This is a genomic window from Veillonella parvula (assembly GCF_018378075.1).
Lineage (GTDB): Bacteria > Bacillota > Negativicutes > Veillonellales > Veillonellaceae > Veillonella > Veillonella parvula_K.
This window is the reverse complement of the sequence record NZ_JAGZYE010000002.1, coordinates 41,923-62,473: the sequence shown is the minus strand read 5'-3', so window position 1 is coordinate 62,473 and position 20,551 is coordinate 41,923. Positions and strand designations below refer to the sequence as shown.

Here is a 20,551-nt window from a genome sequence, read left to right as displayed (position 1 = left end):
AATCCCACGTGGGTTAGGGAACTGGATCGTAGCCACCCTTATGGAAAGGATGACAGCGAAGAATGCGTTTTAAACCCATCCAGCTACCTTTCAAAGGACCATATTTTTCGATAGCCTGCAGAGTATATGTGGAACATGTCGGATAATAACGGCAACATCCAGGTTTTAAGGGAGATATGGCGAGCTGATAAAACCTAATTAAAAGTCGTAAAAGCATGGTTATACAGCGTTTCATGGAAACCTCCATATACACAAAAAGGACCAAAGCCTCTAACTTGTGGTCCTATTTATCATTTTGTATCAATAATTTGCTTTTTCGCAAGAGATACAAAATCTCCTTTTCCGCTTTTTCGTAGGTAGCGTTTTTCAGAGGGCCACGTCCAACAATTACGATATGATACCCTTCGCGAATGGCGTGCTGATTGAGGCGATATACCTCTTTCATCAGGCGTCTAGCTCGGTTGCGCTCCACTGCACAACCAACCTTTTTGCCGGTTACAAAACCAATGCGCGTAGGTTGCTTTGCCACGGGCATACGATACAGTACACACATACGGCCTACTTCGTATTTTCCGTGCTTATACACAAGGCGATATTCATTATTGTGCGTCAGTCGTCTTGCTTTATCAAGGCAATAATCCATATGCATTGTCCTTAAGTCCTAAGAATAGAAAAACTTGGCAGCAGCGCCAAGTTTTTTCTCCTGCCTAACAGCTATTATATTATGCAGATAAGCGTTTTCTGCCTTTTGCACGTCTTCTTTTCAAAACGAGACGGCCACCAATAGTTTTCATGCGTTCACGGAAACCATGGGTACGTTTTCTCCAAAGAGTATTTGGTTGGTAAGTACGTTTCATTAGTAAAACACCTCCTCGTCATTCTGTATTGTTTTACTTATACCATAACAGGGTAATTATAGAGGTAAAACGTAAATTTGTCAATATAATAAAGGGGTTCTGCTGTGAGTTCTTGTATTTCTGAAAATAATTCTACTACACATTTTATCCTGTAATTGATGTTACGTTTCCAGGGGGAGGAATATAGGGCTCCTTCATCGCTCCATACTCATCGTAAAGTCGCTCAAAAGGACCCTATATTCCCTCCCTAAGGCAACCCTAATGTCACCTTCAACACCACTACACGATGTAAACGTAACATCAATTTATCAACATACAAGAACTCACAATTCAAATCTTTTTATACTTTGGCAAATTTATGTTTTGATCTCCAGTTGAAGAGAGGGGAGGAATAGATGTAGTTTTTTCCCTCCATACTCATCGTAAGTCGGTCAAAAATCCACATCTATTCCTACTCCTAACACACTCTAATGACTACTCATACACCTACCACCAGTATAAAAAGTAGTATCAGTTTTTATAGGAAATCTAAAAGTCTTTCAGAATACGGATCTAAGATTTAACAAATATTACCTTTTAACCTCTTGATAGGAAAGGGGGACAATTGATACTATTAATTTCCTCTGACTTCTCTCCCCGATTTTCATTTAAGTTGTGTTGATAACGTTTTATAAACAGATCTAATGTAGATTGATAGAAGGTATATCTATTACTTTTTTGGTTATATGTATAAAAATCATAAAATTATATGGTTGGAGGAGGGGAAGTGAAACTACTTTTTGAGCGACTTGCGTCAGGATGGAGCGATAAAAGTAGTTTCACTTCCTATCCCAAAAGTAATAGATATACCAAGAGAAAATTAAAATATACATTATAAACAGTTTATAAAAGTTATCCACAGATTGAATGACAAATTACTTATTTTTTGGTACAATCATACTTGAAATTAGCAAAAATAATATATTTTTACATGTTTTTGATGGATAACTTTCGAGGTTATCCACATTTTTTCTCTTTTATCCTATAAAAACTAAAAAATCAGTATTTATCTAGATAAAATAGACTTATATTTTTACTTATTCACAGGTTATACACAAGTTATTCACAGGAATAATATGTTTTTCCACAGCTTTTACAATGGTTATGCACATTATTCTTAAAGTTATACACATTTATCGCAATAGTTATTCACAAGAGGCACGTCATGCAGTCATTTGATTTAAATAATATATGGGAACATATATTGCTTGAGGCGAAAAAGAATATGCAACATTTACCTGATGCATTGTATTTGCGCGTCACGTCATCGTTGATTCCCATGTCTCTCGAAAGTCATTCGATCCATATTGGGGTCATGCAAACATTTGTAAAAAACTTAATCGACCAGCAGCCGCAAATTAGCAAGGCTTTACAAGATGCGATTACCACGGTCATCGGTTCCCATCGAGATATGGTATTATTCGATTTTAATCAAGAGAGTATAGATACTAATTTTGTTGATGAAAGTCTCATCGATACGCCAGTTGTAGCACCGCCAATGCCTTTACCACCTATAGTAGAGGAAAAGGCTCATCAAGAGGAATTTTACACACCAGTCTATCAAGATCCTGTCTATATCGACCGCGCGCCAGCACCTGTGGATATTCCAGACGAACCAATGATAGCGACACCAAAGAAACCGACAGAAACAATGTCAACATTACAGTCTGATAATGTTCCTGTAGACTTGTCATTATCTAATCTCAATCCGGCGTACCGTTTTGATAACTACGTAACGGGCAACGCCAACCGCATTCCTTTTGGAGCTGCTCAAAATGTAGCTGAATTTCCAGGCGGCGACTACAATCCTCTCTTTATCTACGGTCCATCTGGCCTCGGAAAAACACACTTGATGCATGCCATTGGCAATGCTATCAAGGAAAATCATCCACATATGAAGGTCATGTCCATTACGAGCGAAAACTTTATGAATATTTTCGTCGAAACATTGCAGCGCAACCAAGGTAAATTATTCCGCAATACATTCCGCAATATCGATGTTCTCATGATTGACGATATTCAGTTCCTTGAAAGCCGTGAAAGTACGAAAACTGAGCTATTTAATACATTTAATGAACTATTAAATAACAATAAGCAAATCGTACTTACCTCTGATACGATGCCAAACGATATGGAGCAGTTCGAAGATCGTCTTCGCTCTCGTTTCCAAGCTGGCTACATTGCCACAATGGAAAATCCAGATTTAGAAACGCGCATCGCCATCTTCAGATCACTGCTCGAACGTGAATATAAAAAGAACCGCATTATTCGCATCGATAATGATTCAATTAACTATGTAGCTCTGCAATTTAGCGAAAATGTCCGCGTATTGCAAGGTGCTTTCACCAAACTCATCGGTACAGCGTCCATCGATCAACGTCTAGAATCTATTGACCTTGAATACACAAAACACGCCTTGGCAGGCCTTGTTCACACAGAAGAGGTAAATATGGTTAATATTGAAAGCATCCAGAATTTTGTAAGTTCTTATTTCAATATTAAAAAACAAGACCTACTCGGCAAAAAAAGGAAAGCCCAATTCGCATTCCCACGACAAATCGCCATGTATCTATGCCGCGATATGATCAATGAAAGCTATCCACAAATCGCAGCAGCTTTCTCTCGTGATCATACGACAATTCTCCATGCGTACGATAAAATAACGAAGGAAATTGAAAAAAACGAAGAAACTAAACGAATGGTTGCAGAAATTAAACAGAAATTAACAACCTGTGGATAACTCTGTGGATATATAGTGAATAACTTTGTGGATATCACAAAACTTGCACTTTGGTGTGAATATGTGGATAAGTAGGTACAAACTATTAACATAGTTATGCACAGCTCATAATTCACACAATTATTGGCGCCGATTCACTTTTACACATATAAACAGACCCCTACTATTACTACTACTAAAACTAAGAAACAATCAGAAAAACAGTAGAAACAGATCTATCGTAGAATATATATAGAGCATCTACAATAGCAAACATAGAATATTACAAATAAAATAAGTAATTATTAGTGCTTCTACAATATATATAAATCGTAATCACAAACAACATATATATTAGAAATAATATAGTAGTTAATAATAAAATCCAATTATACAAATTAATATAAAACTTTCAAAAAGGAGTAACATATGCATATTACATTCCCAAAAGCAAATCTCCAAAAAGCAATCAACGTATTGCAAAAGGTATCTCAAAATAAAACAAGTTCCAACTTACCAGGTGCTATTTACATAACTACAAAAAATGGTCAAGTAGAATTGCAAGGTAATGACTTTGAACTTGGTATCCGTTTAACAATTGACGGCGACATCAAAGAACATGGTACTTTAGTGGTAGGTTCCCGTTATTTCCAAGAATTAATTCGTAAATTACCTGGCGATACTATCGAACTTTACAAACCAGAAGACGGAAATTCTTTGACAATCACATCTGGATCTTCCGAATTTAATCTTGTTACATTACACCCAGATGATTTCTCCTTGGTGGAACAAATTCACGACCAAGATCATGTAAACATCGATAGCTTTGCTATGAAAGAACTTATCGATTTAACAAACTACGCAGCAGCTACTGATGAAGATCGTCCTGTTTTTACCGGTGCTCTTCTTGAAATCAATGAAAACGAAGTCACTATGGTTGCTACCGATACACACCGTATGGCTGTTAAAAAAATCACTATCGATGAGCCAGCAACTACTCCAATGCGCGCTATTATTCCTACAAAAACGTTAGCTGAAGTATCTCGTTTATTACCAACAGATAATCCAGCAATGATTAATATCATTTGGAATCGCACACAAATCGTATTTAATTTTGAATCTATTTATATTATTTCTCGCTTAATCGAAGGCACGTATCCTGAATATGAAAAGGTAATTCCTTCCCAATTCGATTCTAGCGCTGTAATCGACCGCCGTGAATTCGCTGGTGCTGTTGATCGCGTATCCTTATTGGCTAAAGACATCAGCTATAACGTAATTCGTTATGATTGGTCTGAAAGCAATGTCACATTATCTACTCAAAATACTGAAATCGGTATGGCTAAAGAAGACGTAGCTGTTGAATTTAAAGGTACACCTTTTACAATCTCCTTCAATGGTCGTTACATCTCTGATATCTTGCGTCACAGCACAGGCGACAATATCCACTTGTTCTTAAAACAAAATGGTCCTGTTGTCATTCGCCAAGACAATAATCCGAACTATACATACGTAGTAACACCAGTTCGCACAAATGCATAAAAGTAAAAGCAGGGCAGTAGTCAATGGAGGAGCTTGCGACGACAGAGACACTGCATCGCTTTGTTCTGAACGTAAGATTTTCTAGATAACAAAGTTATCTAAGAAAATCCACAGTGAAGAACTGTGCTTTGGGCTCCAACCAAATATAACTTTGGTCGGAGCGTGCAATTTTTCTAAGAAAAATGCTCAGCGAGCGACCTGGACTCAGTATGATATATATGCTTATGTTAATTGTCTACTGTAGGAGAATTTTATGAAAGAGCAACAGCAGGTACCCATTCATACGGAGTACATTCAAATTGATCAGTTGTTGAAGTTAGAAGGCATTATTGAAACAGGTGGTCAAATTAAATCTTTCATCGATGAAGGCATCCTTACCTTGAATGGTCAGGTCGTAACGGAAAAACGCAAGAAATGCCGTGTTGGTGATGTGATTTCTTGTGAAGGTCTCGATGTAGACCTCGTGATTACACAAGAGGAGGCATAATCGGTGAGAATTGACTCACTGCAGTTATTTCAGTTTCGTAATTATAAGGATGTACAGATACAGTTTAATCCTGAGATTATTGTTCTATATGGCACTAATGGGGCTGGTAAGACGAATATCCTCGAATCGATTTATGTTGGTACGATTGGTAAAAGCCATCGTACGAATGATACGTCAGATATGCTCATGTTCAATGCTGAAGAAGCTGGCATTGTGGTAAAGTTCGAGAAAAAGGATACGCCTCAAAAGGTAAATATTAAATTATTCCGTCAAGGTCCTAAGGATATTCGATTAAACGACACAAAAATATCTCAAAAAGAACTGATTGGTACATTAAATACAGTTATCTTCTGTCCTGAAGACTTACAGCTCATCAAGGGAACTCCGTCTGGACGTAGGCGTTTTCTCGATATGGAAATATCTCAGACCAGCGCTATTTACTATCATCAATTGATGCAGTATAATCGGTTGTTACAGCAACGAAATGCAGTTCTAAAAGAATATAGAGGAAAGAATAATATTCCTCTTGAAGAATGGGATTTGCAGCTAGCAGATATGGCGAGCTTTATCGTAAAGAAACGATTAGAAAGCTTGAAAAAAATCAATCTGCTCATCGATTTGATGAATCGTAAATTGACGGGTGGACTCGAGAATTTAACCATCGGTTATGAACAGCCGTATATGGACACTGGTTCATTAGAATATACAAAGGAAGGCTTTTACGAACGCATCAAAGCAGCGTTGCCGCAAGATCGTCATCGTTTGAGCACTAGTGTAGGTCCTCATCGCGATGATTTAAGATTCTTTTCCGATGCTATGGATTTAAAGAAATTTGGATCTCAAGGGCAGCAACGAACGGCTGTATTGTCTTTAAAGTTGAGTGAGCTTGAATTTATTAAGTCAGAGGTAGGAGAATATCCAGTTCTTCTTTTGGATGATGTATTGAGCGAACTTGATGAGTCGAGACGAGCGAATTTATTGCAGTTTATTCATAAACGGATTCAAACATTTATTACCACTACAGATATTCACGATTTTAAAAATCTGAAATCCGTTCAATTTATTTCTTGTGAAGGGGGAAATATTCAGTATGGACAGCCTTGATCTTTGTTTACCAAAGGCCTTAGCAGAACTGAATTTACTGGAACAATATAAATTGAATACCCTCGTTCATAAGTGGCGTGATGTAGTAGGCGATGTTATTGCTGATCATACGAAAATTGTGTCTATCAAGCCTCCAGACATGGTTATCAGTGCAGATAATTCCATGTGGATGCAGGAATTACAGATGCAAAAACGACGTATCATCGAGGCTATCAACAAGTATTACCGCCAAGAGGTAATCACCGATATTCGATTCATCATGAAACGTCAGAGCTATGTGAAAGTAGAAATTAATACGTCTCTCACGATTCCTGATGAACAGATTATTACAAAACATATTAATTTTGCTAATATCGTGCTTTCAAAAGAAGATGTAGATGCCATCGATAAATCCTTAGAACAAACGGATAACGAAGAATTACGAGCTGCTTTCAGAAAAGTACAAATTACGGCTCGAAAGCGTGAAATATATTTAGAGCAGCATGGGTATCATCGTTGTAAGCGATGTGGCATGCACATGGAATCTAAAAAAGAAATCTGTCCGACTTGTGAATATGAATTGCATCGAAAACATATTAAGGACATTAAGTCTGTTATTAGAAAGTATCCATACTTTAAATACAGCGACTGTCAGCAATTTATACAGTGTACCTTCCCAGACTTTGCAGAAGCGATGCGGGAATCCATATACTTTTACCTGGATAAGATTTATAAAGGATCTATCAATCGCCGTCATATGTTTATGGTGGCCATGCTCATCACTCATAAGAAACCTGATGAGCTAACGGATCAGCATGTTATCAATTTGTGTAATAAATATCGATCAAAGTTCCTTGCTGAAGAGGAGCAACGCAAAATCGATGCCCTTAATGGGACATTAGAAAAGTAGAGGGGGCATTCTTATGTACGTTCATATTGGAGATACCATTTCCGTGCCCATAGAATCCATTATTACGATGGTACATGCCAAGGGCGGAAAGTCCCATAAAAGTCCTATTCATCACTATGAAATGCTAGAATATATCGCCATGGTGCCAGAGGAGCAAATCAAGACATATGTGGTCACTGATGCTTGTGTGTATGGATCTGGTATCAGTATTAAGACTTTAATGAGACGGATTGACGAGTTTTATAGTATAATAAAGAGATAAAGTTTAATCCTGTACATGTTTTGTTACTTTATTTCAATCAAGTGCAGTATGATAGATTGTTAGGAGGAGTTTGTTTCATGCCTGAACAAAATTATGGCGCTCAGAATATTCAGGTTCTTGAGGGTCTAGACGCGGTGCGTAAACGCCCAGGGATGTATATTGGTAGTACGTCTGCTCGTGGTTTGCATCACCTCGTATACGAAGTTGTAGATAACTCTGTGGATGAAGCGCTTGCTGGTTATGCTACACATATCGAAGTATCCATCAATCCAGATAATAGTGTTACTGTTGTCGATGATGGTCGTGGTATTCCAACAGGGATGCATGAATCTGGTATGTCTGCGGTAGAGCTAGTATTAACGAAATTGCATGCCGGTGGTAAATTCGGTGGTGGTGGCTACAAGGTATCTGGTGGTCTTCACGGTGTAGGTATTTCCGTAGTTAATGCATTGAGTGAATGGACTAAGGTTCAAGTATCTCAAAATGGTATTGTCCAAGAGATTTCCTTTGCTCGTGGTCATAAAACTTCCGAGTTGCACGAAATTGGCAAGGCCGAAGGCACTGGTACTACAGTTATTTTCAAGCCAGATGCAGAAATCTTTGAAACTACCGTATTTAGCTTTGATACATTGAAAATGCGTTTACAAGAATTGGCATTCCTTAACAAAGGCCTTCGCATTACATTGAGCGATTTGCGCTTAGAGGAACCTCGTGTTGAAAGTTTCCACTATGAAGGTGGTTTGGTTTCTTTCATTACCTTCTTGAACGAAAATAAAGAAGCAATTAATCCAACTGTTATCAATATTGAAAATACAAAAGACGATGTTGTGGTAGATGTAGCATTGCAATATAACGATAGCTATAGTGAAAACTTGTTGTCCTTCGTAAATAACATCAATACGATTGACGGTGGTACACATCTATCTGGTTTCCGTGCTGCCTTGACTCGTACCCTCAATGATTATGGCCGTAAATCTGGTTTGATCAAGGAAAGTGAGTCTAATCTTTCCGGTGAAGACGTACGTGAAGGTTTGACAGCTGTCGTATCTGTAAAAGTGTTGGAACCTCAATTTGAAGGCCAAACAAAAACTAAACTTGGCAATAGTGAAGTAAAAGGTATTACAGACGTTATCGTTACAGAAGGTCTTAAAACATTCTTCGAAGAACATCCTCAAGATGCGAAGAAGATCATCGAAAAAGCAACGATGGCAAGCCGTGCTCGTGAGGCTGCTCGTAAAGCCCGCGACTTAACACGCCGTAAAAATGCGTTGGAAGTATCTAGTCTTCCTGGTAAATTGGCGGACTGCTCCGAAAAAGATACATCTATGACTGAAATTTATCTTGTGGAAGGTGATTCTGCGGGTGGTTCTGCAAAACAAGGTCGCGATCGTCGTTACCAAGCAATTTTGCCATTGCGTGGTAAAATCCTTAACGTAGAAAAAGCACGCCTCGATAAGATTTTGGCTAATAACGAAATTCGCTCCATGATTACCGCTTTTGGTACAGGTATTGGCGATGAATTCGATATTACAAAATCCCGTTACAATAAGATTATCATCATGACAGATGCGGACGTTGACGGCGCTCATATCCGTACATTGTTATTAACATTCTTCTACCGCTATATGAAACCATTGGTAGAGGAAGGCCATATCTATATTGCTCAACCACCTTTGTATCAAATCAAGAAAGGTAAATCTCACTGGTATGTATACTCTGATGCAGAGTTGACTGCTAAACTTGATGAAGTAGGCCGTGATGGTACTACAATCCAACGTTACAAAGGTTTAGGTGAAATGAACCCTGAACAATTATGGGAAACTACAATGAACCCTGATAATCGTACGATTTTACAAGTTAGCTTAGAAGATTCTATCGAAGCTGACAAAATCTTTACGGTTCTCATGGGTGATAAGGTAGAGCCTCGTCGTAAATTTATTGAAGATAACGCGAAATACGTGCGTAATCTAGATTTGTAAGAGGTGACCCATGTCTGAAAATCATAATAGTAACGTAGAGTTTACGTCTAACAAAGATCAACACCTAAAACGGTCCCTAAAAGCTCGTCATATGAATATGATTGCTTTAGGTGGTGCTATCGGTACAGGTTTATTCGTTGCTGGTGGTGAAGTGGTAAGTACAGCTGGCCCTGGTGGTGCTCTTGTAGCTTACGGCCTCATTGGTATCATGGTTTATTTCCTCATGACATCTCTTGGGGAAATGGCTACATACTTGCCAATTCCTGGTTCCTTCGGGACTTATGCAAAACGCTATGTAGATCCTGCCTTTGGTTTTGCCTTAGGTTGGAATTACTGGTTTAACTGGGCTATTACCTTGGCTGCTGAAGTATTAGCAGGGGCGCTTATCATGAAATATTGGTTCCCTGATGTACCTGCCATCGTATGGTCTGCTCTGTTCTTGTTCATTTTATTCGGCTTGAACTATTTATCTACTCGTTCCTTTGGTGAAAGCGAATATGTGTTCTCTAGCATCAAAGTTATTACAGTATTCGTATTTCTATTCTGTGGCTTCATGCTTATCTTTGGTATCGGTGGTACATCTCCAGGATTTGCAAACTGGACTGTAGGAGAGGCTCCATTTGTAGGTGGCTGGGAATCTATTCTCGCTATCTTTATGGTAGCAGGATTCTCCTTCCAAGGTACTGAGCTAATCGGTGTAGCCGCTGGTGAAGCGGAAGACCCTGAAAAGAACGTGCCAAAAGCGATTAATACAATTTTCTGGCGTATTCTATTATTCTATATCGGTGCTTTCACGGTTATTGGTTTCTTGATTCCGTATACAGATCCAAATCTGTTGAACTCTAGTGTAGAGAACGTATCTATTTCTCCATTTACACTCGTATTTGATCGCTTTGGTTTTGCCTTTGCTGCTAGCTTTATCAATGCTATCATCTTAACGGCTGTATTGAGTGCTGGTAACTCTGGTCTATACTCTTCTACGCGCATGTTGTACGCACTGGCTAAAGAAGGTCAAGCACCTCAAATTTTTGCTAAGTTAAATAAACGTGGCGTTCCAGTGCCTGCGTTAATCTTAACGACAGCAATCGGTTTATTTGCGTTCCTAACAAGCTTTATCGGCGAAGGTACAGCCTATACATGGATTGTTAATATCTCTGGTTTATGTGGTTTCATCGCATGGGTTGGTATCGCCGTGTCTCACTATCGTTTCCGCCGTGCTTTCATCGCACAAGGCAGAGATCTTAGTGAATTGCCATACAAAGCGTGGTTATTCCCAGTTGGCCCAATTTTGGCGTTCATTCTTTGCGTCATTATCATCTGTGGTCAAAACTACTCCGCTTTCACAGGTGATACCATCGACTGGTACGGCGTATCCGTTGCCTACATTGGCTTACCAATCTTCTTCGCAGTTTACCTTGGTTACAAATACATCAACAAAACTAAAGTTGTGCCGTTGAAAGAAGTTAACTTAGACCGCGATTTTGATAGATAAAAATATAAAATTAGACCTGTTCATTATGAAAGTAGTGAACAGGTCTTTTTTTGATGTATAATATGTAAATTTTTGATATATAGTATGTAATTTTTGGAGATACAATATGTAATTGTTTTATGTGAAAGCTATATTTGTTTTTATCTAAAAGTCTTGTTATAATAAATTAAAATATATTGTAATCAATTAGAAAGGATACAATTATGATTATTACTACAACTATGCATATTGAAAACAAACCTGTACAAGAGTACAAAGGTATTGTATTTGGTGAAGTCGTAGAAGGCCGTAACTTTGTGAAAGATTTCATGTCTGGCATTCGCGATATCGTTGGTGGTCGTAGTGGCAGCTATGAAGATTCTTTGATGAATGCGCGCAAAGCAGCTCTCGACGAAATGTCTCAACGAGCTTCTAAATTGGGTGCTAATGCTATTATTGGTGTATCCTTCCAATACAGCACAGTAGGTGCACAAAATGGCATGCTTATGATTACATGCAATGGTACAGCCGTTGTAGTTTAATAAATAATAGACTAAGTCAGATATAATTATTAATATAATCCTAAGGGAAATAAGTAAGTCGTAATGTATTATTGTGACTAAAAAAACAGCAGGGGAAAGCCCTGCTGTTTTTTTATATGATATTTATTAAAAAACCCCCTATAAAAAGTATTAGAAACTTTTATAGGGGGTTTTTTGTATTGTGGTTTATCTATATATCTTATAGATAATAAAAAAGCAGAAATAATTACTGCTTTTTTATTTTACCTTATACCAGCTTGCATACATGACTGGTAATACGATGAGTGTTAGAACCGTTGCCACTAGTAAGCCGCCGCTGAAGGCGATGGCCAATGGGCTCCAGAATACAGATCCCATGAGAGGAATCATGCCTAAAATCGCTGCGATAGCGGTGAGCATGATAGGGCGGAAACGAAGTGTAGCGGAGTTGATAATCGCTTCACGAGGTTCTTGGCCTTCTGCCTTGTGGATTTCGATTTGGTCTAACAAGATAATGGAGTTACGGATGATCATACCCGAGAGGGCGATGATTCCTAGAATAGCCATAAAGCCTAACGGTGTTCTCGTAATATTAAGTGCTAATACAACACCGATTAGCCCCAATGGAGCAGTGAATAGAGCCATTAACATGAGGGCGATACGCTTTAATTGGAACATGAGGATTGTCATGATTACAAAGAGCATAATTGGGATTGGTGTTAATAGCTTTTGAACGGCTGTTTCGCTTTTTTCAGCGGCGCCGTCTAGGTCAATAGAATAGCCTGTAGGCAAGGAATCTCGAATGTCTTGTAATGATTTATAGACCTCTTTTGTTTTCGCATTGCCTAAGACACCGGCTTTTACATTCGCATGAACACTAATAGTTGGCATCATGTTGCGATGCCAGATAATACCATCCTCTTGAGCCATGGTAATAGTTGCAATTTGGCTAAGAGGTACGTAGGAACCATTGCCTGTTTGAATTGGCAAGGATGAAAGAGCACTTAAGTTATGTTGCTCGTTGTCACCTAAACGGAAGGTAACAGGAATGGTTTGGTTCCCTTCGTAGTATTCACCAGACTTAGTACCAGACAATAGACTTTGTAAGTGCAAGGATACAGCGTAGCTGTCGATACCGAGTAAACGGGCCTTGTTTGGATCGATGTGAATATTGGCTACAGGTTCTGTATCTGGCCAGTCAAAGGCGATATTTTGTAAGTCTTTATCGTCTTGCATTTTTGCTTTTACTTGGTTGGCAATTTCTTTTACCACTTTTTGATCAGGGCCAGCAATGCGAAGCATAACTGGATATTTAGATGGTGGGCCAATTTGTACAAATTGAGCATTTACGAGAGCTGAAGGAAATTCTTTATTTAAATAAGAAGTTAATTCACCATATAGTTTATCCCGATCCTCTAAGGATTTTGTGACGATCACATATTGTAAGAAATTATCTCGTTGCAATTCTGGCTCTAAGGTGAGAACGAAACGCGGAGAACCTTGTCCAATGTACGAGGTAAAGGTTGAAATACGTTCGTCACCTTGCAAATGTTCATCAATGATTTTTGCTTGGTTAGTAGTATACTCGATGGACGAACTTTGAGGGAATTGCATGGATACAATAATTTCATTACGCGTTGATGATGGGAAAAATTCTTGTTTAATTAACGGTAGTGAAAGCAAGGATAAAGCGAAGGCACCTAGAGTAGCCAATAAGACTACCTTGTGATGTCCTAGTGCCCAATGTAATAGTTTTTCAAACTTATCATAGAAGGTCACATTGAGCTTGTGCATGATACGGTCTCGTTTAGTCCATTCCGATTCCGGCTTTGGAGCCTTGTTTTCAATGATTTTATAACCCAATACAGGGCTGACGAGAACAGAGGCGAACCAAGATAGGATGAGTGCCATAAAGACAACAATGGATAAAGATTTTGTAAACTCTGCTACCATACCTTGTGCCAATGCTAATGGCAAGAAGCCTGCACAGGTAATGAGCGTACCAGATAGCATAGGAAATGCTGTAGATTGATAAGCAAAGGTAGCCGATTTAAAGTGGCCCCACCCTTCTTCGAGTTTAACACTCATCATTTCTACAACGATGATGGCATCGTCTACGAGGAGGCCTAAAGCTAGAATTAAGGCACCTAAGCTAACCTTATGTAGATAAATGCCACTTTCATACATCAAGATGAACGTCGTAGACACAACGACTGGAATGGTAAGGGCTACCACAACACCTGTTCGTAAACCAAGGGATGCAAAGCTTACGAGCAATACGATGGCGATGGCTTCAAATAAGGATTGAGAGAAATCGCCAATAGATTCCTTAACGATATGGGGCTGATTCGATACTTGCTTGAGTTCGAGGCCGGCAGGAATCGTTTTATTCAATTCTGCTAGCTTTTTATCGATGGCTTCACCAAATTCTATATTATTTCCACCTGCATCCATGGAGATAGCAATACCTATAGCCGGCTTGCCTTCGTAGTAGAACTGAGGACTACTAGGGTCTTGGTAGGTCATGGTTACATCGGCTATGTCACCGAGGCGCAACGTTTGGTTATTGATGCGGATTGGCATATCTCTCACCGCTTGAGGGCTATCGAATAGACCGTTGACGCGAAGATATACATTGTTTGTATCCGTTGTAATCACACCAGCTGGAACCATCATACTTTGCTGTTTAAGCGCTGTTAACAGCTGTTGTGTACTGACTTTATAGGATGCGAGTTTATCCTTGTTTATGGTTACATTGAGGGTTTGCTGTTGAACCCCAATGAGGCTGATTTTTTTAACATTAGGAACAGATAAAAGCTGACGCTTTAAGTCTTCTGCTTGTTGACGCTTTTCTTCATAAGAAAATTCATCACCACTAATGGCATAGATAATGCCATATACATCGTCGAACCTGTCGTTGATGGTCGGTCCTTGAACGCCTGCAGGCAATGATTTCCATTCGTCGTTGATCATATTCCGCGCTTCTTCCCAAGCGGGACGAATCTTATCGGATGGCAAATCCTCTCTTAGATTGATATAAATAACGGATTTGCTGCCATCTGTGAAAGATTTTGTATAATCTACACCAGGAAGGTCGCGTAGTTTTTCTTCGAGTTTATCCGTTACCTGATTCGACATTTCTTGTGGAGAAGCCCCCGGCCAAGCAACACCGACCACCATGGTGCGCATCGTAAAATCAGGATCTTCCATGCGTCCCATATGGGTAAATGAGAAAATACCGAAGGTGAGGAGCACAGCCATGAAGTAGTAGATAATGGACTTGTGTTTAAGAGCCCATTCGGCTAAGTTAAATTGTTTCATTGACTAACCGCCGTCCCTTCTTGTAATTGTTGGGTGCCTGCGGTGATGACAATGTCACCCTTAGCTAAACCAGATGTGACGATGACGGAGTTCTTACCGAACTCACCAGTCTTGATAGGCACGAGATGAGCCTTCTTATCGCGGATGATATAGACCGCATTATTACCGTTAGAGTCTTTCACAAGAGCTGTCAATGGGATAGAAATATTGGTACTATCTGTGGTAGATAGATTAGCATTGACCGTCATGCCTAGTTGTACCTCTTTAGGCGCATTTTGTAAGGTAATTTTTACGGTATACGTTCTGGCTACAGGGTCAGGAACTGGTGAAATTTCACGTACTACACCTTGCACGGTTACATTAGGTAGAGCCCAGAAGGTAATAGTAGCAGGGCTTCCTACATGAATTTTACTCAATTCTTGTTCAGGAAGGGCAATGACTGCTTCTGGGTCGTGACCGGCCGCTAAGGTACCAACGCTTTGACCGGCTGCTACGACTTGTCCTGCTTCAATATTGAAAGCTGTAATAATACCTGTATCAGGGGCCGTTAAATTAGTATAGCTATTTTGATTGCTGCTCAAATTAAGGCTTGCCTGTGCTTGTTGTAATTGAGCAGATGTGGCATTCAATTGGTTTTCAGCCTGATCTAATTGCAATTTACTAATCGCTTGTTGTGCATAGAGTTCGCGGTATCGTTTAGCATTGGTTTCTGCCAATTCGTAGGCTGATTGAGCAGCTTTTACAGCACCTTCAGCATTTTGCAACTGAGCTGATGTATCTGAACCATTGATTTGAGCAATGACTTGGCCTGCTTGCACTACATCACCAACATTTACAAATTTATTGATGATACGCCCTCCAATTTGAAAGGCTAAATTTGTTTCTGTTTTATTATGAATGGTGCCTGCATAGCCAGCATCAGTAGTTCCAGACTCTTCACCTATAGTGATGGTACGCACCTTGAGACTTGTATCTTCAGGGGGCTTTTCTGATCCACAACCACTTATGATGGCGGTCCCTATTAATAGGGCGCCTATGGTTGCTATGATTCGTTGATTCATAGAATCTCTCCTTTTACTACCATATATAAGTCCTATGAAATACACTATACAAAATGATCATAGGACTTTATATTTTATTGAACTTATTTTAGGATAGCAATTATTTCTAAATTAGCTATTATTTCTATATTAGATTTAATTATATATTTTATACAATTTAATAATACTATATTTATGTTGAAAGTTCTAGCCTTTATGCAGAAAATAAAAGAATTATATACTTAATGTATATAATTGGTGATAATTTTTTAAAGTAATCTATATATTTTGATAGTATATGTATTACTTATTTTATGGATACAAAAATGTATCAAAAAAGTGAGTCCTCTATTGATTGAGCTGTATCCAAAAATATGTCCAATTTTTGGGGTACAGTTCATAGGAAGAGAACTCACTTCTTTAGCTTTTGTCAGCTTTTGTTTATGTATAGTTTGAACTTTATTTTTCTTCTTCTTGTTCTACAATAGGTTCTTCATAGGTTACAAGAATTTTATCAATACGAGTATGATCCATATCGATGACTTCAAAGGTATAGCCATCCCATTTTGCCTTGTCTAATTCTTTTGGAATGCGACCAAAGAGGACGTTTAAGAGACCACCCATAGTTTTGTACAAATCGTCTTCTTCACCTGGTAATTCTTGATCGATGTGAAAGAATTCTTTAAATTCATCTACGTTGAGAAGGCCATCTACGAGCCATGCACCATCACGTTCGATGATTTTGTTTTCTTCTTCCTTGATTTCTTCTTCACCGGAAGGCATAAGGCCTACGATTTCCTCCATGATATCATGCAAGGTGACAAGGCCTGTAAAACCACCATATTCGTCGAGGATAATTGCTTCATGAACGCCTTCTGTACGTAGGACGTTCAATAATTTCATGAGTGAAATGGATTCAGGAACGAGAACAGGTTCTTTCAAACAAGCTTTGATGATATCGTGAATAGAACTTTCACTAGGACGTTGCATAATTTGAACTAATACGTCGGATACGGTAACGAGACCCTTTAATTCATCTAAGGAATCGGTACCTACAGGAATGCGGTAATGGTTGGCATTCTTGAGAACCTCCATGATTTCGTCTTCCATACCGTTAAGATCAATCCATTTGAGCTGTGTACGAGGCGTCATTATATCACCTGCGTTCATATCTGCGAGATGGAAGATATTTTCTACGAGGATAGGTTCTTCCTCTTCATAAGCACCCATGGCAACGCCTTCGGTAAGCATTTTATTAATTTCAGATTCTGTAACAGGGGCTTCTTCTTTTACAGTAACGCCTAATATTTTTAAGAGGAATTCTGTGGAAATGCCGAGGAAGCTAACGATTGGTTTTAGGGCTACAGAGAGCCAATAAATTGGTTTTGCTACTACCACAGCGATGCCCTCAGGGCTATTTAAGGCCAAGCGTTTAGGCACAAGTTCGCCGATAACGAGGGATAAATAGGTAATGATAGCAACGATAATGAAGGAGCTCACAGAGGCTGCGTATGGTTCGATGCTTGGAATATTTGCTACTAATATATCTTCTAAAGGTCCAGAGAAGGTAGCACCAGAATATAAACCAGTTAAAATACCTACGAGGGTGATGCCGATTTGAATGGTAGAGAACATTTCATTTGGGTTCTCTGATAATTCAAAGGCTGTTTTCGCGCGTTCATTGCCTGATTCTGCTAACTCTTCAAGTTTACGTTTTTTCGCATTTACAATGGCTAACTCCGTCATGGAGAATAAACCATTTGCAATGATTAATACGATGATAATGATAAAATCTAAGGTCAGATCACTGTCCATGTAAGTAGATACTCCTTTTTAATGACATATAATTCTGCACATGAGAATAATAGAAATATTACTCCTAGTATACCATATCGACATTAATAAGTGTTTCATATAACAAAAGCACCCGATGTGGATGCTTTTGTTATATACTATAGGTGTTACTGGACTAGTAAATAGTACCCTAATAAGGGTATAGTATGTATAGAAATTAAGATTAATATCAGTATTAGGTCATATAATTTAGGCTTCATAATAGGATTATATAGATGGCAACAGAGCAAGAGTGGGAAAGTGTATTACAAATTAAAACCTCTGGTCGCGATGATAGTCGTTCCGATACGGAGCATCATCCGTACGAGCCGACGGATTATTGCGTGTTGGAGCGTTTAGCAAATAGTGGTCATATTCGCAAGAAAAATACGCTCATCGATTATGGTAGTGGCAAGGGCCGAGTGAGTATTTTCATGGCTTACCAAACGGGCTGCCATTCTATAGGCATCGAATACGATGAACGGCTCTATGAAAAGGCTTTAATTAATGGTGAAAGCCCGGCAACTCGTAATCGTGTAAGCTTTGTACTAGGTGATGCAGCGCTGTATGAATTGCCAGATCAGGCTGATCGATGCTTTTTCTTTAATCCCTTTGCACTCCATACGATTAAGCGGGTATTAGGAAATATTTTTGATTCGCTATATCATAATCCTCGGGAGATTAAGTTATTTTTCTACTATGTTAATGAAGAGGTGGAGAACTTTTTAAATAACCATGTGCGCTTGGAACAAGAGGAACCTATTGATTGTAGTGACCTCTTTGAAGGAAGCGATACAAAGGAACGAATTCTCGTCTATTCAGTTAACTTGTTTTAGTGCAGTAATTTAAGACTTTTATAATAAAATAATTTAAGACCTTTAAAGACATTTATGTAACAATTAGATATATTTTGATGTAATAGTTAAAAATCCGATGGATGCAATACATATTAGATTGATGTAACAAATAAATATAAGATTTTAATATAGTAAGTTTATATATGAATATGATGTATATAAATTTGATTAAATAACCTCGGTTTGAATAGTGTTTTAGTAGTATGAAATGCATACTATTAGGGACGTATTTAAATTGAGGTTTTATTCTATTTTTAAGGAACTTTTACACATATTATTAAGGAAAAAGCAGATAAATTCTGCTATAATAATATATTAGAGATTATAAAATCAATTTATTTTTATGATTCTATACATTGATTCGTATACGCTAATGTAGCGGGTAGGACTGAGTGTATTGAATATAGGAGGTGCATATGGAACTCATCGATACAATGTTGATTGAACGCATTCGTAAAGCGTTAATTAAACGATATGACCGAGATCAACAGATTCAACAAATGATTGAAGAAATTGGTGCAGAGGAAGGCCTTAATGAGACCGAATTATCTATCGTTTACCAAGCGTATTTAGAGGTAAAAGAACGGGTGTACTATACATCTTCTCTCGTTGATTTGTGGAATCAAATTGAAGATGTTCAAAAACGTATGGCCTTATTGCATTCTTACGAATCTTTAGAAGAAGATCTATTTGGTGATGTGTTAGGCGACGATAAGGAAGATATCGTCATTTCTAATACATCTGAACTTGGCAAGGGCGCTAGTTATAATGATGATGCATATGCTATGGAACAGGTACAATTATCTGATGTTCCTGTGCATCATGATTCTACGGTGGGCATGAATCATATTAAATTGAATGAATTAAAATCTATAGGCGGTCTCTTTACTGGTTTTGGTGAAAGCTCTGGTAAGGAAATGGCGGATTTTGAAGATACTGCGATTGAGCACCTTGATGTAAAACCATTAGAAGGCGTTGAAAGCTTAGCAATTCATCATTTAGATGAGGATGAAGCGTTAGATGTAGATGGTCTTGATGAACTTTCAAAAGATAAGAAATCAGAGGCAGCTAACGTGGATGATGAGGATATGTCGTCTATCGATCCATACACGGCGGTGAATGCTTTATTATTTGGTAAAGCCGGTTTAGAGTCCGATAAAACAAATAAGAAGATGGAGAAGCTTCTTAAAAAGAAATTGAAACGCGTTGATGATGAATGGGCGCGTATCAACGGTTCTGAAGATAAGAAATCTAAGGAAGATAAAAAATCCAAGGAAGATAAAACATCTAAAGAGGATAAGAAATCCAAAGAAGACAAAAAGTCCAAAGGCGAGAAAAAATCTAAGAAAGATAAAACGTCTAAAGAAGATAAAAAAGAGAAAAAACACAAGAAGTCTAAGGAAGAAAAACGCTCTAAAGACGAAGAAAAGTTAAAGAAAAAGAAAGACAAAGCTGAAAAGAAGCTTAAAGTCTTAAATGATAAGTTAAAAACAGTCTTCTTGGCTGATACTTTCAAGAAAAAAGATAAGAAGAAAGACAAGAAAAAAGATAAAAAATCCAAAAAGGATGAATCCGCAAAAAAGCAAAATCGATAGTTTCCGTATGGAATAGTAAGGCCTCTGAAAAGATG

The 20,551-nt window shown here is 38.3% G+C and carries 17 protein-coding genes; 11 read left to right on the top strand and 6 right to left on the bottom strand.

What is annotated here, in order from left to right; all coding sequences use genetic code 11:
• Positions 1 to 13 precede the first annotated feature (13 nt).
• From yidD to rpmH, 3 genes are all read right to left on the bottom strand, one after another.
• Positions 14 to 235 (bottom strand): membrane protein insertion efficiency factor YidD, encoded by a 222-nt coding sequence (yidD, locus tag KH286_RS03030; protein WP_012865047.1) that lies wholly within the window; start codon positions 233 to 235, stop codon positions 14 to 16.
• Positions 236 to 283: 48 nt separating this feature from the next.
• A complete protein-coding gene (rnpA, locus tag KH286_RS03025; RefSeq protein ID WP_004692947.1) occupies positions 284 to 643 on the bottom strand; it encodes a ribonuclease P protein component in 360 nt (119 codons plus the stop codon).
• Positions 644 to 722: 79 nt separating this feature from the next.
• Entirely contained in the window at positions 723 to 857 is a 135-nt protein-coding gene (gene rpmH / locus KH286_RS03020; protein WP_004692946.1) for a 50S ribosomal protein L34, read from the bottom strand.
• Positions 858 to 2,061: 1,204 nt separating this feature from the next.
• On the opposite strand from rpmH, the gene dnaA reads away from it, so the two are divergent.
• The 9 genes from dnaA to KH286_RS02975 all read left to right on the top strand — a co-directional run bounded on the left by dnaA (position 2,062) and on the right by KH286_RS02975 (position 11,891).
• Entirely contained in the window at positions 2,062 to 3,636 is a 1,575-nt protein-coding gene (gene dnaA, locus KH286_RS03015) for a chromosomal replication initiator protein DnaA (protein ID WP_227065081.1), read from the top strand.
• A 408-nt stretch (positions 3,637 to 4,044) separates the two neighbouring features.
• Positions 4,045 to 5,157: a DNA polymerase III subunit beta gene (gene dnaN, locus KH286_RS03010; RefSeq protein WP_278617590.1), complete on the top strand. Its 1,113-nt coding sequence runs from the start codon at positions 4,045 to 4,047 to the stop codon at positions 5,155 to 5,157.
• A gap of 253 nt (positions 5,158 to 5,410) precedes the next feature.
• Complete coding sequence (locus KH286_RS03005) at positions 5,411 to 5,644, top strand: RNA-binding S4 domain-containing protein (protein WP_004692943.1); 234 nt, start codon at positions 5,411 to 5,413, stop codon at positions 5,642 to 5,644.
• Between the two features lie 3 nt (positions 5,645 to 5,647).
• Complete coding sequence (gene recF, locus KH286_RS03000) at positions 5,648 to 6,748, top strand: DNA replication/repair protein RecF (RefSeq protein ID WP_278617589.1); 1,101 nt, start codon at positions 5,648 to 5,650, stop codon at positions 6,746 to 6,748.
• Positions 6,735 to 7,637, top strand: coding sequence for a DUF721 domain-containing protein (locus tag KH286_RS02995; RefSeq protein ID WP_278617588.1), 903 nt, complete (start codon positions 6,735 to 6,737; stop codon positions 7,635 to 7,637). The genes recF and KH286_RS02995 overlap by 14 nt, the downstream gene beginning before the upstream one ends.
• A gap of 13 nt (positions 7,638 to 7,650) precedes the next feature.
• A complete protein-coding gene (locus tag KH286_RS02990) occupies positions 7,651 to 7,899 on the top strand; it encodes a DUF370 domain-containing protein (protein WP_278617587.1) in 249 nt (82 codons plus the stop codon).
• A gap of 77 nt (positions 7,900 to 7,976) precedes the next feature.
• Positions 7,977 to 9,878, top strand: coding sequence for a DNA topoisomerase (ATP-hydrolyzing) subunit B (gyrB, locus tag KH286_RS02985; RefSeq protein WP_004698069.1), 1,902 nt, complete (start codon positions 7,977 to 7,979; stop codon positions 9,876 to 9,878).
• A gap of 10 nt (positions 9,879 to 9,888) precedes the next feature.
• Entirely contained in the window at positions 9,889 to 11,370 is a 1,482-nt protein-coding gene (locus tag KH286_RS02980; protein WP_008601859.1) for an amino acid permease, read from the top strand.
• A 203-nt stretch (positions 11,371 to 11,573) separates the two neighbouring features.
• Positions 11,574 to 11,891, top strand: a complete 318-nt coding sequence (locus KH286_RS02975; RefSeq protein ID WP_004692937.1) for a YbjQ family protein — start codon at positions 11,574 to 11,576, stop codon at positions 11,889 to 11,891.
• A gap of 237 nt (positions 11,892 to 12,128) precedes the next feature.
• On the opposite strand, the gene KH286_RS02970 is transcribed toward KH286_RS02975, so the two are convergent.
• From KH286_RS02970 to KH286_RS02960, 3 genes are all read right to left on the bottom strand, one after another.
• Positions 12,129 to 15,191 (bottom strand): efflux RND transporter permease subunit, encoded by a 3,063-nt coding sequence (locus tag KH286_RS02970; RefSeq protein WP_278617586.1) that lies wholly within the window; start codon positions 15,189 to 15,191, stop codon positions 12,129 to 12,131.
• The gene (locus KH286_RS02965) at positions 15,188 to 16,252 is read right to left on the bottom strand and encodes an efflux RND transporter periplasmic adaptor subunit (protein ID WP_195213418.1); all 1,065 of its coding nucleotides are present in this window, start codon (positions 16,250 to 16,252) and stop codon (positions 15,188 to 15,190) included. Before KH286_RS02965 ends, KH286_RS02970 begins: the two co-directional genes overlap by 4 nt.
• Before the next feature lie 438 nt (positions 16,253 to 16,690).
• A complete protein-coding gene (locus KH286_RS02960) occupies positions 16,691 to 18,046 on the bottom strand; it encodes a hemolysin family protein (protein WP_278617585.1) in 1,356 nt (451 codons plus the stop codon).
• A gap of 254 nt (positions 18,047 to 18,300) precedes the next feature.
• Here KH286_RS02960 and KH286_RS02955 point away from each other — a divergent pair, with 254 nt between their 5' ends.
• Together KH286_RS02955 and KH286_RS02950 are read left to right on the top strand one after the other, a co-directional pair.
• Positions 18,301 to 18,900 (top strand): class I SAM-dependent methyltransferase, encoded by a 600-nt coding sequence (locus tag KH286_RS02955; RefSeq protein ID WP_118091643.1) that lies wholly within the window; start codon positions 18,301 to 18,303, stop codon positions 18,898 to 18,900.
• A gap of 437 nt (positions 18,901 to 19,337) precedes the next feature.
• Entirely contained in the window at positions 19,338 to 20,516 is a 1,179-nt protein-coding gene (locus KH286_RS02950) for a transcriptional regulator (protein WP_221741122.1), read from the top strand.
• The last annotated feature ends 35 nt before the right edge of the window (positions 20,517 to 20,551 follow it).

What these genes read in the sequence shown, in the direction of transcription:
- KH286_RS02960 (WP_278617585.1), bottom strand. Translation starts at nt 18,046, where the DNA reads ATGGACAGTGATCTGACCTTAGATTTTATCATTATCATCGTATTAATC.
- KH286_RS02980 (WP_008601859.1), top strand. Translation starts at nt 9,889, where the DNA reads ATGTCTGAAAATCATAATAGTAACGTAGAGTTTACGTCTAACAAAGAT.
- yidD (WP_012865047.1), bottom strand. Translation starts at nt 235, where the DNA reads ATGAAACGCTGTATAACCATGCTTTTACGACTTTTAATTAGGTTTTAT.
- rnpA (WP_004692947.1), bottom strand. Translation starts at nt 643, where the DNA reads ATGGATTATTGCCTTGATAAAGCAAGACGACTGACGCACAATAATGAA.
- KH286_RS02970 (WP_278617586.1), bottom strand. Translation starts at nt 15,191, where the DNA reads ATGAAACAATTTAACTTAGCCGAATGGGCTCTTAAACACAAGTCCATT.
- KH286_RS02955 (WP_118091643.1), top strand. Translation starts at nt 18,301, where the DNA reads ATGGCAACAGAGCAAGAGTGGGAAAGTGTATTACAAATTAAAACCTCT.
- rpmH (WP_004692946.1), bottom strand. Translation starts at nt 857, where the DNA reads ATGAAACGTACTTACCAACCAAATACTCTTTGGAGAAAACGTACCCAT.
- KH286_RS02975 (WP_004692937.1), top strand. Translation starts at nt 11,574, where the DNA reads ATGATTATTACTACAACTATGCATATTGAAAACAAACCTGTACAAGAG.
- dnaA (WP_227065081.1), top strand. Translation starts at nt 2,062, where the DNA reads ATGCAGTCATTTGATTTAAATAATATATGGGAACATATATTGCTTGAG.
- dnaN (WP_278617590.1), top strand. Translation starts at nt 4,045, where the DNA reads ATGCATATTACATTCCCAAAAGCAAATCTCCAAAAAGCAATCAACGTA.
- KH286_RS03005 (WP_004692943.1), top strand. Translation starts at nt 5,411, where the DNA reads ATGAAAGAGCAACAGCAGGTACCCATTCATACGGAGTACATTCAAATT.
- KH286_RS02965 (WP_195213418.1), bottom strand. Translation starts at nt 16,252, where the DNA reads ATGAATCAACGAATCATAGCAACCATAGGCGCCCTATTAATAGGGACC.
- KH286_RS02995 (WP_278617588.1), top strand. Translation starts at nt 6,735, where the DNA reads ATGGACAGCCTTGATCTTTGTTTACCAAAGGCCTTAGCAGAACTGAAT.
- KH286_RS02990 (WP_278617587.1), top strand. Translation starts at nt 7,651, where the DNA reads ATGTACGTTCATATTGGAGATACCATTTCCGTGCCCATAGAATCCATT.
- gyrB (WP_004698069.1), top strand. Translation starts at nt 7,977, where the DNA reads ATGCCTGAACAAAATTATGGCGCTCAGAATATTCAGGTTCTTGAGGGT.
- KH286_RS02950 (WP_221741122.1), top strand. Translation starts at nt 19,338, where the DNA reads ATGGAACTCATCGATACAATGTTGATTGAACGCATTCGTAAAGCGTTA.